This window comes from Paenibacillus sp. MAHUQ-45, assembly GCF_058133325.1.
Genome location: NZ_JBYUPV010000001.1, coordinates 128,911 through 145,533, shown reverse-complemented (window position 1 = coordinate 145,533; position 16,623 = coordinate 128,911). Strand labels below are relative to the sequence as shown.

At 48.4% G+C, this 16,623-nt stretch carries 13 protein-coding genes; all 13 read right to left on the bottom strand.

Annotated elements, in window-relative coordinates; all coding sequences use genetic code 11:
• Positions 1-29: 29 nt before the first annotated feature.
• The 13 genes from AC3Y23_RS00645 to AC3Y23_RS00585 all read right to left on the bottom strand — a co-directional run bounded on the left by AC3Y23_RS00645 (position 30) and on the right by AC3Y23_RS00585 (position 16,623).
• Positions 30-1,367 (bottom strand): zinc-binding metallopeptidase family protein, encoded by a 1,338-nt coding sequence (locus AC3Y23_RS00645; RefSeq protein WP_379194569.1) that lies wholly within the window; start codon positions 1,365-1,367, stop codon positions 30-32.
• Between the two features lie 2 nt (positions 1,368-1,369).
• Positions 1,370-1,978, bottom strand: a complete 609-nt coding sequence (locus AC3Y23_RS00640) for a cysteine hydrolase family protein (protein WP_379194567.1) — start codon at positions 1,976-1,978, stop codon at positions 1,370-1,372.
• Positions 1,975-3,051: an LLM class flavin-dependent oxidoreductase gene (locus AC3Y23_RS00635; protein WP_379194564.1), complete on the bottom strand. Its 1,077-nt coding sequence runs from the start codon at positions 3,049-3,051 to the stop codon at positions 1,975-1,977. The genes AC3Y23_RS00640 and AC3Y23_RS00635 overlap by 4 nt, the downstream gene beginning before the upstream one ends.
• Before the next feature lie 28 nt (positions 3,052-3,079).
• A complete protein-coding gene (locus AC3Y23_RS00630; RefSeq protein WP_379194562.1) occupies positions 3,080-4,222 on the bottom strand; it encodes an ABC transporter substrate-binding protein in 1,143 nt (380 codons plus the stop codon).
• Positions 4,223-4,277: 55 nt separating this feature from the next.
• Positions 4,278-5,189 carry an ABC transporter permease gene (locus AC3Y23_RS00625; protein WP_379194560.1) on the bottom strand — a complete coding sequence of 304 codons (912 nt, stop codon included), beginning with the start codon at positions 5,187-5,189 and terminating at the stop codon, positions 4,278-4,280.
• A 2-nt stretch (positions 5,190-5,191) separates the two neighbouring features.
• On the bottom strand, positions 5,192-5,968 hold the full coding sequence (locus tag AC3Y23_RS00620; protein WP_379194558.1) for an ABC transporter ATP-binding protein: 777 nt from the start codon (positions 5,966-5,968) through the stop codon (positions 5,192-5,194).
• A 433-nt stretch (positions 5,969-6,401) separates the two neighbouring features.
• Positions 6,402-9,026, bottom strand: coding sequence for a carbohydrate-binding protein (locus tag AC3Y23_RS00615; RefSeq protein ID WP_379194556.1), 2,625 nt, complete (start codon positions 9,024-9,026; stop codon positions 6,402-6,404).
• 145 nt (positions 9,027-9,171) lie between these two features.
• Positions 9,172-10,176: a carbohydrate ABC transporter permease gene (locus AC3Y23_RS00610; RefSeq protein ID WP_379194554.1), complete on the bottom strand. Its 1,005-nt coding sequence runs from the start codon at positions 10,174-10,176 to the stop codon at positions 9,172-9,174.
• An 18-nt stretch (positions 10,177-10,194) separates the two neighbouring features.
• Positions 10,195-11,100 carry a carbohydrate ABC transporter permease gene (locus tag AC3Y23_RS00605; protein WP_379194552.1) on the bottom strand — a complete coding sequence of 302 codons (906 nt, stop codon included), beginning with the start codon at positions 11,098-11,100 and terminating at the stop codon, positions 10,195-10,197.
• Positions 11,097-13,649, bottom strand: a complete 2,553-nt coding sequence (locus AC3Y23_RS00600) for a DUF5696 domain-containing protein (protein WP_379194550.1) — start codon at positions 13,647-13,649, stop codon at positions 11,097-11,099. The genes AC3Y23_RS00605 and AC3Y23_RS00600 overlap by 4 nt, the downstream gene beginning before the upstream one ends.
• Before the next feature lie 17 nt (positions 13,650-13,666).
• Positions 13,667-14,275 carry a Yip1 family protein gene (locus tag AC3Y23_RS00595; protein WP_379194548.1) on the bottom strand — a complete coding sequence of 203 codons (609 nt, stop codon included), beginning with the start codon at positions 14,273-14,275 and terminating at the stop codon, positions 13,667-13,669.
• A gap of 1 nt (position 14,276) precedes the next feature.
• Complete coding sequence (locus tag AC3Y23_RS00590) at positions 14,277-15,731, bottom strand: gluconolactonase (RefSeq protein WP_379194546.1); 1,455 nt, start codon at positions 15,729-15,731, stop codon at positions 14,277-14,279.
• Positions 15,732-15,747: 16 nt separating this feature from the next.
• Entirely contained in the window at positions 15,748-16,623 is an 876-nt protein-coding gene (locus tag AC3Y23_RS00585) for a carbohydrate ABC transporter permease (protein ID WP_379194544.1), read from the bottom strand.

Below are 16,623 nucleotides of genomic sequence, written 5' to 3'. Positions count from 1 at the left end.
AAAATTACAATTGTTCACTGATATTCCGGCTATCTTCGGCTGTTGCATACCTGCCAGGCGGTTACAGCATAGACGACAGCTGCATCGACCATATCCTTTAGGCTCGGTTGGAACCGGGTCGGACCATAAGTCGCCGACGGTATGTTATACATGTTAAACACGTTATGATCCCGCCACATGCTGGAATAGACCGGGTGCGCGATTGGCGCCGCCCCGCGTCCGCTAGCTTCGCCCGCTGCAGCCAGCGCGGTACGCAGAGGATCGATTCGTGCTGCGTCCGCTTCAAAACCTTGGCGGTAGACTATTGGCCGAACAGCGCCGTTATAACGGCCGCGCTTCAGTAACGCCTCCAGTTCGCGCTGCACATCAGCGACGTTCTGAGCAGGAGTTAGATTTACCTCAACATAAAGCGAACAGACCTCACTTCCTCCGCCAAAGATATGAGGATCACCGCCACGAATGGCTGAGATCTGCACCTTCGGAACAGCTGTGCCGCCCGGCGAGCGGTACGTTTGCCGGATTTCGTAATCTGCAGCCCAGAGTTGCACGTCCACAATGAGCGGCGCAACCTGTACAAGCGCACTCGGATGATCCTTCAATTCAGCCGGATGCTCCAGCAGTGGCGTGAACACATCCTCACCATAGACATCGATGCGGAAGAGCGCATGGCCGCAGCTTACCCAAGAGATGCCAAAGTCAGTACCTTCAGCCGCAATCGCGTAGTCCGGTGCAACACCGCCATGTGTCATCATATAGTGCGCACCGATCTCCTTACCCAGATACTGTGTACCCTTGAACTCCTCAACATGCTCGGGACCGATCTCCGCTGGACAAGCAGTCAGGTACAGATGTCCCGCCAGGGGCAGACCTGCCAGCTTCAACGCTTTGGCTGCTATAAGAAAGCATGCCATCGGCCCCCGATCATTCTCCACCGGATGCCCGGAGAAGCGCCCCTCGACTAGCGAGGCTGTCGTCCAACCCGGATCATCAATTGTACCGCCTGGACGGTATTTCCACTGATCACGCCAATTGTACTGCGGTGCTTCCGTATCCAGATGGCTCGTAAACAGCAAATTCCTACCTGCCTCCGGCGTTTCTCCACCCAGTCTACCGACGACACTGAACCGATCCTCGACCATACCAACACGACTCGGAGCAAAGCCCTCCCGCTCCATCCAGGCGAATACATAGTCACCCGCCTCCTTCTCATAACCCGCCAGACTGCGAATGTTACACAACTCCAGGATAAGTGAGGTCAGCTCCTCAGTGTCGATATGGCGCCGGACGAGGTCTTCTATTTCGGCGATTCGCCCTGCATCTGCGCCGGCTCCGTCCTCTGTGTTTATGAGATTACGATGTTCCGCCATGCTTATACCTCCCCGATATCTGACCACTCTGCCAGTAGCGTTTCCGTGTCAATCAGCGTAGCGAAGTTCAATGCCATCGCCCGCAACGAATAAAGATGAAGCTCTTCCTCGTAGGCTGTGCACGCATCACTAACAACAAAAGCGTCGTAATCTCGCATGAATGCGTCGCGCACGGTCGACTCTACACAGCATTCTGTCGTGACACCTGTCGCGTACACAATACCGATCTCCTTCTCTTTCAGCACCTCTTCCAGATTCGTGCCGACGAAGCCGCTATACCGCGTCTTCGAGACAACTGTATCGCCCGGTGCAGGGAAGAGGCGATAATAATCCGCCCCCGGCTCCCCCTTACGGCATACGGCCGCCGCTACCATGGGATCGATGCCCTGTCTCTCATACCATCTAAGCATTGCAGGCGAGTCTAATTTCGGTTCCGTTTCAAGCCGGATGAAGATGACATCGACACCGGCGCGACGGGCCCCACTTACCAGTCGCTCAATCCTGTCCACCGTCCCATCGATTGTAGACAGATCGGCACCGAATGCCGCTACCGCACCGTCCGGCGCGCAGAAGTCATACTGCACATCGATAATCAGTAGCGCTGTCTTCATTCTTCCACCTTGCGCAACAGCGGTATTACGCGCTCCCCGAAATAGCGGAGATCTTCGGTGTAGTCCGAGAACGTCAGCATCATACCATCGATACCCGTATGCTCAATGATGTGGCGAACTTGCGAAGCGAGTGAATCTGCGTCGCCAACGAGCATTTCATTCATGAACACGTTCTTGGCACGTGCTTGCATTGCATTCTCGCGGCCATCCGGATCCATTCCGTAGCTGCGCAGCAACCCTTTTATCGCCTCAATATCAGCACCATCTTGAAAATGCTTCAGCTTGGCCTCCGCTTCCTCTTGTGTATTTGCCGGAAGCACTCCGAACATCGAGTACGTCTTGATTGTCTTCCCCCGCTCTGCAGCCATCTCCTTGGCGCGTCTCGACAAGGCCGCCAATTCGTCCAGATCACGGCCACCAATGAAGCAGGCATCGCCTTCCTCAATAGTGAAGCCCATCCCTTTCTCAGATTGACCTGCACAGATGATCGGCGGACGAGGTGACTGCTGCAACGGCTTCGGATTAGACTCACAGTCGATCAGTTCGAAATACTCGCCCTTATGATTGACACGCTCCTCCTTCCACAGCTTCTTCACGACCTGCATCCATTCACGGGCCAGGTCATAGCGGGCATCATGGTCCAGATGCTCCGGCCATGTGCCCATCTGTCTGAATTCTCCCGCATAAGAGCCCGACACAACGTTCATGCCGACCCGTCCGCCGCTGATTTGATCCAGTGTCGCGAACATCTTGGCAGCGACAGCCGGATGATAGAGCAGCGTATGCACCGTAGCGAACACCTTAACCCGAGAGGTTGCCTCAGCCAGGCCCGCCATCATCGTCATCGATTCAAGTGAAGTGCCCCAGTGATTTGTCGTGCCGCCATACCCCTTCCACTTCGCCATCGACATAATGAAATCAAATCCGGTCTCCTCTGCGATCACAGCAGCTGCGCGATTGAGTAGATAACTACCGTCTGGACGGGGCTCAGAATCCGATATGATCCAGCCTCCATTCGTGATAGGTAAAAAGACGCCGAAGTCCACATTGTTATAATCAATACCTTTTGTCATATTCGTATCCTCCTGCAGCTGATGTTTGTTATTTGTTTGGCCAGATCAGATTAGCTCCGTCGTAGATGGAATTGAGATATTGGTTGTCCATGACATCTGTAACAGCCAGTGTCTTCGTCAGCACGCCTGCGTTCTTCAGCATGTCGATCTCATTCTGCCACTGTGTGTCCGTTTGCCATCCCACTCCGTGCTTTGAGTCTTGTGCATCTTTAACAATTTGACTTTCAACCGCCCACCGATTAGTCTCAGAGGTCAGATCGTACCCCGATTGTGAACGCTTCTTCAACATATCGAGCGCTTTTTCACCATTAGCAAGCGCCCATTCATGGGCTTTGGCGACAGCACGGAGGAAATCCGCAACCGTATCCGGATGCTCCTTGGCAAACTCATCATTAGCTACGATGACGCCAAATGACGTCTTAGCACCGTAGTCACCAGGATCAATCAAATTTACCTTGAATCCCTTGCTCTCCATAATGTGTGGTTCGTTAGACTTGTAGACAGTGAGCGCGTCGATTTTGCCGGAACTCAGCACGCTCGGATCATAACCGACTGAGACGCCTTTAACCGAGGCTGGATCAATCCCTTCATTTTTGAACATGGCTACATAGTTTGGCGGCAACGCCCCGTGGTACCCAATCGTTTTACCTACCAGATCCTGTGGTTTCGTAATGCCTGAGTCAGCCATAACCATCAGCGCGTTGTTCCCTTTGGCGCCAAAGGTAGCAATCCCTTTAATACCAGCACCGCTAGCAACCGACTGGATGACAAGGCTAGGGGCGCCTGCACTAGCGATCTGTATCTTATCCGCAGCAAGGAACTTCATCCCCTCGGAATCAAGACCACCCTGAATCTCAACATCGATGCCCAAATCCTTAAAGTATCCGAGCTCATCCGCAACAACAACTTCCAGATCAGGCGGCGATGCCCCGAAGTAAAATCCCGTCATATACCTGATTTTCCCTGCCTTCTCGTTGGACGCCTTGCGTGCTGCCCAGTCCGATTCTGCCGAAGCAGGTGTCGACACGATTGCGGTAGGCGATGCTGCTGCCGAAGAAGAGGAGCTGCTGGAATTGCCAGAATTGCCTCCGCAGCCCGCCAGTACCATCGCGAACAGCGTCAGCAGTGCGCCTACCGAACTTACTGTTTTAAAGCCTTTATTCTTTGCCATATCCCAGACCTCCACCTCTATTGTTATCGATTACTCGTGATGCTGTACGCCTAAGTTATCCTTTGGACTGTTCAGAGCTATGCCATGAAAGCACCCTGCGTTCGACCAAACGGACGAGATTGGTCAGTATAATCCCCATCAGTGCGAGCAGTAGGATCGAAGCGAATACCTGATTCATCTGCATATTATTACTTGACAGCATTACCAGATTGCCTAGTCCTTCCGTCGAGCCGCTCCATTCGCCAACGACCGCCCCCATTACGCTCAGACTAACGCAGGTGCGAGCGGCAGAGAACAGATAGGGTAGACTATTCGGCAGCCGTAGTTTCAAGAAAATCTCCATCTTGCTCGCGTGGAGCGACTTCATATATTCATAGTTGTTAGCATCAACAGAGCGGAAGCCTGTAATCGAGTTGACCAGCATCGGGAAAAAAGTGACGATTGCCGCGATCAGCACCTTGGGCAACGCCCCGAAACCAAACCAAATCATGAGTAGTGGAGCGATCGCCGAGATCGGTGTCACGTTGGCAAGTACGGCGAGCGGGAGCAGCGAGCGCTCAATCAAACGCGAGTGCGCCATGATGATCCCACCCGTCAGGGCTAGCACAGACCCAAGGAGGAATCCTCCAATCGCCTCGTACAGTGTTGTCCAAGCATGTGGCAAGTAGAAGGAGAAGTGTCCAAACAATTCTGAAAGCACTGAGCTTGGTGCGGGGAGCGTCAGTGCATTGAGACCGATCAGGCGAACGAGCGCCTCCCAGACAAGGAAGAAGCCAATGAAGGCAACCGTCGGCGGTGCCGACGATGATAAGGCCCGACGCGTTTTCGAAAACTTGTTAGAAGGTGCGGACGACGGATCAAACGTAATTCCAGACTTCCTATTGGCATTCAATTTAATCTCCATCATCGTTACACCTGCTCCTTTTGCGTTTAATCTCGATGTGTTTTGCTTATCAACGACCACCATAGTCAATCCCACCTTTCCTGCAACAAAGCACGGATTTGATGTACATAGTCATGAAAAATCGGATCATTCTCTTCCATCTTCGTTCGAGGATGCGGCAGATTAATGTCGACGATCTCGGTTATTCGCCCGGGACGGCTCGACATGACAACAACTTTATCCGATAGAAATACAGCTTCGCGGATGTTATGCGTAACAAATACAACGGTTTTTTGATGTTTCTCCCAGATACTCATCAACTGGTGACTGATCTTCTCTCTTGTGATTTCATCAAGCGCGGAGAAGGGTTCATCCATGAGCAGGATCGGCGCACCACTTGCGAACGCCCTCGCAATCCCCACACGCTGCTGCATGCCGCCCGACAACTCCTTCGGATATGCGTTGGTGAAGTCGCCGAGACCGACAGCTCGCAGCAATTCCGTCTCGTCTTCGCGGTTGCCCTCATAGGCTGCGCCGCCTTTGCGGTTCACTTCCTGCGGCAGCTGCATATTCTCAATAATCGTGCGCCAAGGAAACAAAGCGGGCGCCTGAGGGACAAAGCCGAACACTTTCGAGGCCTGCGCCTCAAGCGGGGTCATTCCGCCGATACTTACCCCTCCGACATCCGCGGTCTCCAGTCCGCCGATGATGCGCAGCAGCGTTGATTTTCCACATCCGCTCGGTCCAATCAGACTGACGAATGTACCGCTATCAAGCTCCAAATCGATGTTACGTAAAGCCTCAGTCCACTGTCCTTTGCGCGAAAACCTTTTGGACAAGTTCTCCACCAATATGGCTGACATTCGCCTCTCCCCCAATTCTTTTTTTAATTTTTTAATTAAATTATTTGATGAGTTGATTAACTTTGAATACAATTTAGCACGAACCCAAAATAACGTCAATATACATGACACGTATAATTTAATTTTATCGGATCATAGAACGGAAATAGTATTTTCATACCATTTACACTTAAAATATAACTTTTAAATGTAATATTAAATAACATTAATATGACGTAATGATAGAGCTTGCTTTAAACATGCAGCAGCGTATACAAAAGAGAAAGAGATCACTCAAGGTCATAACTTTGATTCGAAATCGTGAACTTGATTTTTTAATTAAATATCAAATGACGAAGACGTTTAGCCTGGGTCATTACTTGGCATATCCAAAAAAAGCGCTGACTGGACAATGTCCAATCAGCGCTTGAATCTCAATGCTTGTAGCCAGCCTTTATTTTGGAGCCAGTTTATACAATACGGATTGTCCCTTGCTAAGGGTGAGCGTAAGCTTCCCATTTTGGGATAAGACCGGCTTATTAGTCCACAGATCAAGTATACTGCTATTCACCGGAATCCCTGCGCGCTCGAGATCAACGATTTTCTCCGTAGATTCCTTACCGTAGTTAAATACAGCCAGATAATAATCTCCCTGATCTTCCAGAACAAATGTATCCGAAGCCGCGGTTCCTGTATTGCCCTCCACATTGCGGAACGCCTTGCCTTTGACAGCGAGTGCATTCACGCGCGGGTTGGTGAGTAGCTTCTTCATCAGATTTTGTGCATCTTTATTAGTCGCATCATCCGAACTGAAGTACACTGTCCCCGAAATGGCAGCTGCATTCACGCGGGACTGGGCTCCCGCGTAGCCTCCACCTTTAAGCAGGGTCATATAATCTGGATCGGTATAATGATAGATCGTCCCATTCTGCCACCAGCCATATGTCTGACTGTTCAACTGATATTCTGTAGAGGACGCCGAGCCATCAATATCACAAGAGATTCTCCGACTGTGCGCGTACTGACTCGGGAAGATCGGTGCAATAGATTCACTAATGAACATGCTGTCACCAATCTGTTTTAACAAATAGGACATCCCTTCGTTATAAGCCTGTATTCCTGTCGTGATCTTCTCATCATAGAACTTCCCTTCCATTGTCGCATGAGTAAGGAAGTCGAGCTTAATGAACTGATAGCCACGGGCTTTGAAGCGGGCAATATCATAATCGATCTTCATCTTCGTACCTGGATGAGTGGGATCAAGGGCGATTCCATTCCCATACGGCACGAGCTTCCCTTCACTATCTTTGAGGATGATATCGCCATAAGTGTACTGCCCATCTGTTCCTTCCACTACAGCAATCATATTCTTACCCCAATATACGAATGGTGTATGGTATGTTCCCGGAATCTGTCCGTTCTTGCGGATCTTCACCACAGCTTCATCAAGCTGCTCATCCGACAGATTATCCCAGAAGGAATCCATATTCATAAACACAGCACCATTATTATTGAAGGAAGCATTTTGGAGATGGTCATGGAAAAAGTTAGACGCTGCCATCAGATTATCGTACGACAGATGCTCTGCATGCGCTCCCCAGCTATTCCAGCCTACCGGAACGCCTGGCGGAATATTCGGTCCAAAGGCTAGTGGAGGCGCTACTACTGCATTCGCGCGGCCATAAGCTTCCATCCCGTCACGGTAATCGCTGTAGAAACCGACGAAAATTTGCGGCGACTTCAGTATCTTTCCTTTGATCGCACCATGTGGCAAGCTATCATAGGTGACCTTTTTGGAAGTAAAGCCACCGAATACCTTAAGCTGATCCAGACGATTATCTGTACCGCTCCAGTGAATTCCTGTCTTCCATGTATCATGAGTCACCGATCCGACGATCAGACCGTTACGGCTGGCATTATCAAAGATCGCCGTCACTTCAGAACTAATATTGCTCTTCGTGTTCAAGTGTGTGTTCATCGACTTGGAATCATAACGCGCCCATGCATCATTATCGAACGGCACGATAAGCACGCGGTTATCACCATACTGTCCAAGATCGATCCCACCAGATGTCTCCAGCACCACTGGAGCCATCTCGTTACTACTTAGCTCACTACTGCCGCTCACTTCTTCAGCTTTGATAAAGTAGTTGCTCTTCTCGTACACATAATAGATTTGATCAAGTGTTGGTAGCCCTTGCTTTTCATTACGGACAATGAACTTAATACCCTTCCCGTGTCCATCCTGAATCTGTTCAATCTGATCCGTTAGCAACATGTGTGTATCATACTCATTATTGTAGACCAGATCCTCATTCAGCTTGAAGCTGCTATATACCCCCTTAGCAATCATCTTGCCATCCCAGGAGTATGATGATAATCCGGTTGTCGTATTATAAAGCAATTGGTAAGTACCACTATTCACTGTAAATCCAGAGCTATGCTGCGACACCTTAATATCTCCAAAATTCAAAATGGCACTGGCCTCACCAATATTGGCCGAATCGCCCCACTGGAACGCTGGATTCTGTCCAACATTAATGCTATCAGGGTCCTTCTTGATCAAAATTCGATCCAAATTCGGAGAGTACCAATCACCGTCAGAGAACAGCAGGACATTGTTGCCACCGCTTAGCTCGATCTCAAAATCAAAGCTGCCCACTGATTCCCAGTCGTCTTTCGCAACTTCTGGAAAGTCGATTTTCTCTGAATCTTTGTCATTAACCTTAACATAAAAAGTACGTGGATCTCCCGACACATAGTAAGCGGTTACAATGTATTTCCCAGATTCCTCTACCTCTACATTATTAAACTGTATTGAACCGCCCTCGAAGAGACCCCCTACCTGTTTGCCATCAGAACACGGTGCGCAATCAGCGATTTCGGTATGCGGTCCTTTCAAAGTGTTGCGAGAATCATTAGCTTGGAATTCATATAGGGTCGGTGCTGGTGGCTCGGTCGCATTCGCCGCTGGCAATTCTGCAGCAGCTTGCTGCTCCTGTACTACCGTATCTTTCGCTGGTGAATCTATAGCCTTCTCCTCCCCCCGGGGATTACTAAGCCATACAAAAACAACCACAACTCCAATGATAAGAAGCAGAGCGGCAAGTATTAGCTTTCTGTTCTTAATCAGCTTACATCCACCCTTCCACCTATTGTCGTATAAACAAGGGCGCAAGAAAGCATTCAACCTTCTTGCGCCCGATTCAGATTAGAGCTAGCGATTAACCCACAAGACCACTGCGCTCCATACTTTCTACAAAGTGGCGCTGTACAAACAAGTACATAATAATCAGCGGCAGAATTGCCATCAATACTGCAGTATTACGAATCATGGATGCATACAGCGGGTCCATACCGAGAGAAGTCTCCGTGTATCGCAGATAGAACATAATCTGGCCCCAGGCGCTCGATACCATGGATGACATTACGCCAGTCTCATTCAAGATCATTCCCGTGAAGAAGGAATCATTCCATTGCCACACGAAGGAAAATAGCATGACTGTGACCAGTGCCGGAACCGCGTTAGGCAGAATAATCCGCATAAAGGTTCCGAAGGTTCCCGATCCATCCACCCAAGCTGCTTCCTCCAAATCCTTAGGAATCCCTCTAAAGAATTGACGGAAAATGTAAACAAATAGTCCTGTCTTCAGCCCCATTCCTAGAATAGAGGAAATAAAGAACGGCCAGTAAGTATCGATGAGATTCAGAGGTTTACCTGTGAAGAAGGTAATGATACCGAGAATATCAAAGTTTTTATAAGTCAAATAGGTTGGAATCATAATGGTCTGTGGTGGCACTAGAATCGTAAAGATCACGCAGCCGAACAACAAACCGCTCCCCCGGAACTTCATTCTGGAGAATCCATAACCGGCAAGAACACAAGACAAAGTCTGGCACACCATGACCAGGATAGACAATAGCGAGGTGTTGAGCAGAACCTTCGGATAATTCAGCGATTCGCTAACTAACACAAAGTTTCTTAACGTGAAGTGCTTTGGAATCCAGACTACACTAGCATCATACAGATCAACAGGGTCTTTGATCGCAATCATGACCTTAATCAGAATGGGATACAAGATAATAAAGGATATACCAGCAAGAAGAACACTTCGAACAAAAACCCAAAGCCAATTTTTCACCTTATTCGTCCAAAAACTCTTATGAGTCATGCGCTCCAAGGAAGAAGGTAGCACATGCGCCTTTTCTCTAAGACTTTCAGCTTTCATAGCAGGCTCCCTCCTAACTTAGTCGTAGTAGAATACTTTTCTGGAAATGAGCATCGTAACTAGCCATAAGAAGAGCGAGATCACGACGAAATAGATCCACGCCATTGCTGCACTAAGTCCAAACTGGTAGGACTTGAAGGCCGTATCCCGAATTTGCTGGGTTGTTGGGCTTGTAAGCAAGTTATCAATGATAGAATAGACCACATTCGTCAAAATCAACGGGCTGATCATCGGAAACGTAATTTTCCAGAATGACTCGTATCCTGTTGCACCTTCGATTTTGGAGGCTTCATAAAGCGATCCAGAAATGGATTGCAAGCCTGCTACGAAAATTAGAATCTGCACGCCAGAGGCGGTAATGATCTGATAGATCCGGTTAACCGCCTCGACCAGATATTGAACGATATGATAGTTGACACCCGAGTTCAGCAGCAGCTTAGCGAGCTCTAGATTACGAAACAGAGCAAACTCGCCGCTTGACGTCTGAGTCGCACTTTTGATGATTCCTTGGGTGTAGTCGCCGCTTTCAACTGCAGCGATAACACCAGAGGCTAGAATAACCGGCAAGAAGAATATGGCGCGAACTAAACCTCTTCCTTTGAACTTCTGATTCAGCAGTACCGCTGCAAACAAACTGAAAATAACAATGAGCGGTACGTTGATGGCCATGTTCATCATGGATTCAGTCAACGTTCGTACATAATGCTCATCTTGAAACAAAGCATTCTTAAAATTAGCCCAACCTACAGATTGCATAGAAAATCCATTATCGTTCACCTTCAGTGTACTGAAGCTATAGCGCAGCGAATTAATAAGCGGCACAAGGAACAATAACAGGAATCCGGCGAACCAGGGGAGAATAAACCATACGCCTTTATACTTTTGCCGCTGATGCAGCGTTAGCCCGACTCTGGGTAGCTTCAATTGTGCTCGCCTCCAATCAGGTATCCCATTGCTTCAACAGCAGCGCCCCCTACGTTGACCGCATAATCATTATAGTTGACTACTATTGTTGTCCCATCCTCATAGGTGGTTTGATAGACACCTGTTTCTAGCATTTGATGATCCTGTATGCTCTGGGTCCGTACTTTGCTAAGCGCGTTGTTCACTTCGGCATATGCACGTCCCGCCTCATCCATCCAATTTTGATAGCTCGCAGAATACAGATAGTCGAACCCTGTTTCCTTCACCAGAGATGGTTTCTCGTAGAACCAAGTAAAGTACAGCCCAGCGCCAGTCTCCAGTGATTTTAGGACATGATAACGAGTATCCTGCTCATCCGAGAGATTGAGCGCTTTCCCTGCATAATCAATGTACCCATGTAGGGCCATCTCATAGAAAGGCACGCTCTGATCGGTAAGGTTATACCCGCTGTTCTCCAGCGGTGCATTAACGACACTATCTACAAAAGGAAGAGTGTATGCGTTACCACCAGAGACCATCATGTTCGGATAAGTGTGCAGCTTCGCAAGCTGCTCTTCTACTGCCTTCTTACTCTCTTCCCTGGTAAGGACATTCTTCGTATTAAAGTCGGAATTCAGTTCATCTCCCATATCATGTAGAGACAATCCCTTTTGCCCGAGCTTGTTGTACTGAGTTATAAATTTATCGACAACTACAGGCAGCCTTGCAGGAGAGAGCGGATAGGTCGGCTCCAAATACGTAAGCTTGAAATAACTAGCTATATCGTAAGGATGGACCGTTGCTACTACGCCATTCATTGTACGTGACGCATCTCTTTTAGGCTTGAAATCCCCTTTATCCTGAAGCACTCTCATGAATGATACATCGGGATACAGCGTGATTCCGTTACTATTGGCAAAATCCTGTAGCTCCGCAAGTCCTTTTTTCCCGCCCAGCTTGCTATCCACGGATACAGAGGATGGAATTTTATGATTTAGCCCGCCATTGAACCATCCCGTATAGCGGACTTTAATATTGTGGATACCATCGTTCTGAAGCTGATTAAGAATGTCCTGCGCCTGACTGAACGTGGTCAGTGGCTGATAAGAGGTATAAGGAATACCCAGGAAGAATTTCCGTGTTGGAATTCCACCAATCAATTCCACATTGAACGGAATTTGCTCCTGCTCTTGCAGCTTCGTAAGCCCATGCTTCTTGATTAAGTACGAACGGTAGTAGGAAGCCATCCCACTGTAGCTTGCATCCTCTTTTTGCAAGAAACCGTAGCGAACGGTAATATCGCCGTTATAAGGTCTTTCCTGGAATTTGGGAACCGACTGCTGCATCCAGAATCCTGTCAGCGCAAGCGGATCAGAACCAGTGATCTCATAACTACTGAACACATAATTGTAGGAGTTAGCCCGTCCGCTTATATCGGCTTCAATGCGTCCGATTCCGTCCCCATTTTCTACGATGGCTACAAAACCTGCATCATTCTTTTTCATACCAAACACCGGCAAACGAGCTGTTAATCCGCCTGGCACCTGCTTTTTCGGCAAGCTAACGGAATCGGCTCCGTACAGTGGCACATTATAACCATAGGCAGTCAACTTATTGTTATTGAGATGAATGAGCGAACCAGAGCCGTCAGGTACGAACATGTAGCCCTGATCCTTGGTACCCGCAGCACCAAAGTAAGGTAGAACGGAAATGGAGTGTAGAAAGAAACCTTTGTTCTCAATATTCTCAGCGGATACATTCACTACGAGCTGATCATCAGCAAGACGATAAGTCACAGGAATCACGAATGAAGCCTGGCTGACCGCATCACTGTTCTTACGGTCAATCTCCATCTCTTCTTCGCCATATCCGATTTCCTCTAGCGTACGCAGTGTCTTGGTCAGCGCCATCCCTTTTAAGGCAGTATCACGCCGCTCATAGAGCTTACTATTCTCATCCAAGTTGAATCTGCTAAGGACATCTTTTTTCTTCTTCTCATCCTTGATCTTATCCAGGATCAGTGTTTGGAAACGTTCTTCACTAATAAACTTTGGAATCTGCTCTACACCGCGCAGCTTTTCGCCGATGGTATAGACGATTTTAAGGCCGTCACCCAGCTTCTCAATTTCAAATTGCTCGTACTCCACACTCTGATTGAAATTGTTATATTGCTGCGGCTTGCCTGTTTTATCCGAAAAATTCAGCAGCAATTGGCTGGATAACATTGATTTATTCATCCCAGACGCTTTACCGTCCTTATCCCGATCCTGCGGGTTCGAGAACCAAATTGTACCATCCTTCTTATTACTGACAGCAATCTCTGTCGTCTTGGGACTATAGTAAAGTGCCAATGCTTCGTTCTCGGCAGCCAGCGTCATGGACTCTAGAGCCGAAGCTGCTGCGCCGGAAGAATGAACCACCTCTTCAGACGAGTCACTTTGAGTTACCGGCGCATCCAAGGAATTGGGCGCAGCAGCAACATTTTCAGCATGCCCGATTGGCCCGCTTCCAGCAGTTACTAAACTGATTACAACTGCCGCAGCAATCGCCGCTCTCCATTTGTTTTTCACGTCTGCCAGCCTCCTTCCTAGATGCGGTATGAAATCTCATTATAGATGGATACCACGAAACCGATCATTTCCTGAAGCAAGCTGAAGAATAACAGCCCCAGGAACATGATAATCCCCATAACCACCAAGGTTAGCACCATCGTGACAATGGTCTTCAGAACTGTATATTGATGTACCGTCATCGTGCCGATAAACAGCAGCCAGACAAACCATAGTACAGAAAGTGAATCTATCATGTAATAGAAGGCGGATTCGCGCGTAGTAATGATGTTACTGATCAGCACATTCCCGAATCTCATCAAGATCAGCGGAAGCAGCGCGTAACCAGTAGCCATCACAATTTCCCTGAATTTCCCTTCACCATCCATGAGCGTCGTCAAAGACCAGTTAGCTACGCACCATAGAAAGAATGGCAACACAATATATTGCAGTTCATTAATACTATTGAGATCATAGGGATAATTAAAGTTAACAACAAAACCAGCGTACTGCCGTAGCAGAATGGTCGCCACCGTCAGTAGTAGTAGCATGGTCAGGGCAACGCGCAGTTTGCCCTTATTCTCATACTTTAAATCCCAGAATCCTTCAAAAGGATGAAGCAGTACATAAAACGGGGTTTTGGTCATCTCACGTAACATTTGTCTTCACCTTCCCTCTCGCCCTTCTTCTTAAGAGGCTGAAGCCCCCCAGAGCTACACCCAGGACGATCACGATGGTCATCCCTGTCCCAAAATATTCACGTACCACCTCTTTGCGATATTTGCCGAATGCCTTAGAGTAGTACTCCCTGTCATAACCAAGCTTCAAATATTCCAGTGCCTGCTTGTTCTCTCCTTGGCGGAGCATCACCTTGCCAATACCGACATAAGCGATTTCATTATTGGAGTCTAGCTTAAGCAGATCCTTCCACTTCTGTTCCGCCTCATCGTACTTGCCAGAGAACAGCAGATGATTCGCTTCATTAATTAATGCACCATAACGGGTAGGCTTGAATACGCTGATTCGATTCATCGCCTTATCCAGCACCAGGAAATCATCCCCTCTTCGCTCTAAAGCAACAGGGGTTCGGAACGTGCCTTCCTGCTCACCCATACGACCGAAAATGTACAATAGATTTCCGTCTTGGTCATAGGTAAATACACGCCCCTTTCGGGAATCAAGCGCACTATATACCCCATTCTCACCGACTTTGACATCGATCAAGAGTGAACTTTCACTCGTTCCCATGGAATATATATCTCCTCTTGGGAACCAGTAGCCTTGACGCCGCAAGACATCTTCTCCAACTGGATTCAGCCGCTTAATCGGATCGGTAGAGGTCGGCTCAGATGTCGTCGTATACAAAAAGCCTTCGCTGTCGAGATCCACATTGTTGAACTCTAGCGGAACAAATTGTTCCAGCTTACTGCGCTGCTCTTTGGTCGACATTTTCTTCCAGAAGTAGTCCCATGCATCAAACTTGACTCGGTTCGTCCCCATAAAACCAGTGAAGTTGCCGTCCGCATCAAGCTCGATAATTCCATCGAAGACCCCTCTGCCGACAACATAGATCCGGCCCGCATGATCTACAGTAACCTTGATCGGGTAATATTCGAAGCCAGAGCGGATGACATCAGACTTCGGAGCTCCAATGTCGCGCACAAAGTCTCCTTCTCCTGTTAGCTCCACCACTCTGCGGTTTTCAGTATCTGCAATATAGATATGGTTGTGCTTCGTAACATAGATTCCTTGCGGACTATTGAACTTCTCATTCTTCCCATCTCGCACAAAGCCGCGAATCTCTCGAACAACCCGCCAATCTGTATCAAAGACGACAATTCGTCCATTCCCTGCATCCAGTACATAAAGCAAGCCATCCTCAGCAACATACATATCGCTCGGTTCTAAAAGCTTGCCAATACCTTGCTCGCTACCATCAATCGTGCCTGACGGAATGTAAGCATTAGGGGTATTCACACTATCACCCCAGTAGGAGTAGGTGTACCCCTCATAGGGAGCAGCTCCCGCTTGAAGCGGTGATGCTAATAAGCTTACTGTTGTTAAGACAAGCACTACTTTGCTAATTGACTTAATAAGCTTCATTTTCGTTCCTCCCGTGCTATTCCTTCATTCCGGAAGATGCCATCGTCTGAATGATCTGGCTCTGAGTGATGACGAACAACGCCATCGGAACGCTCATCAATAGCAGAGCTACCGCTGCTGCTATACCTGCCCGGGCAATACCACCTTGAATAATTTGTCCCATTGCATAGTGCATGGTCTTAAGCTCTTCGCTATAGATAAAGCTGCCGCCGTCGGTGGCCCATAACATCTGGAACAACAAGATAATAAGCGTGAACCATGCTGGCTTAACCAGCGGCATAACAATCGTCCAGAACACGCGGTACTCGCTCGCACCGTCAATTTTGGCGGATTCAATCAAGGCCATCGGAATCTGCTCAATGAACTGCTTCATCAGATAGAGCCCGAGCGGGAAGGCAAATGCTGGCACAATGATCGCCCAGTACGTGTCAATCCAGCCCAGCCAGGACATCGTCATATAGTTCGGGATCGCCGTCACCTGCGAGGAGAACATCAGCGACAGTACGACAATCGAGAACAGGGTCTTAGAACCAATAAAATTGTACTTGGCCAGCGGGTAGGCTGCTGCCGAAGCGAGCAGAACGTGTCCGACCGTGCCGACTAGAGTGATGAACACCGTATTGAAAATGTATCGTGAAAAAGGAACCCATGATTTAGCCATCAAATGGAACAAATCAGGAAAGTTATTAAAGGTCGGGTTCCGGACAAAAATTTTCGGTGGAAACAGAAACAGCTCATCGAGCGGCTTGAACGCATTATTGATCGCATAGATCAGTGGAATGGCCATAAAGGCGCCGAACAGGCCTAGAAGAAGGAATAATAGAACGTCCACCTGCCACGAGCGGTTAATTCTCTTCTCCCCGCTCAATCTGAATTTAAGCGCTAGTCTCAC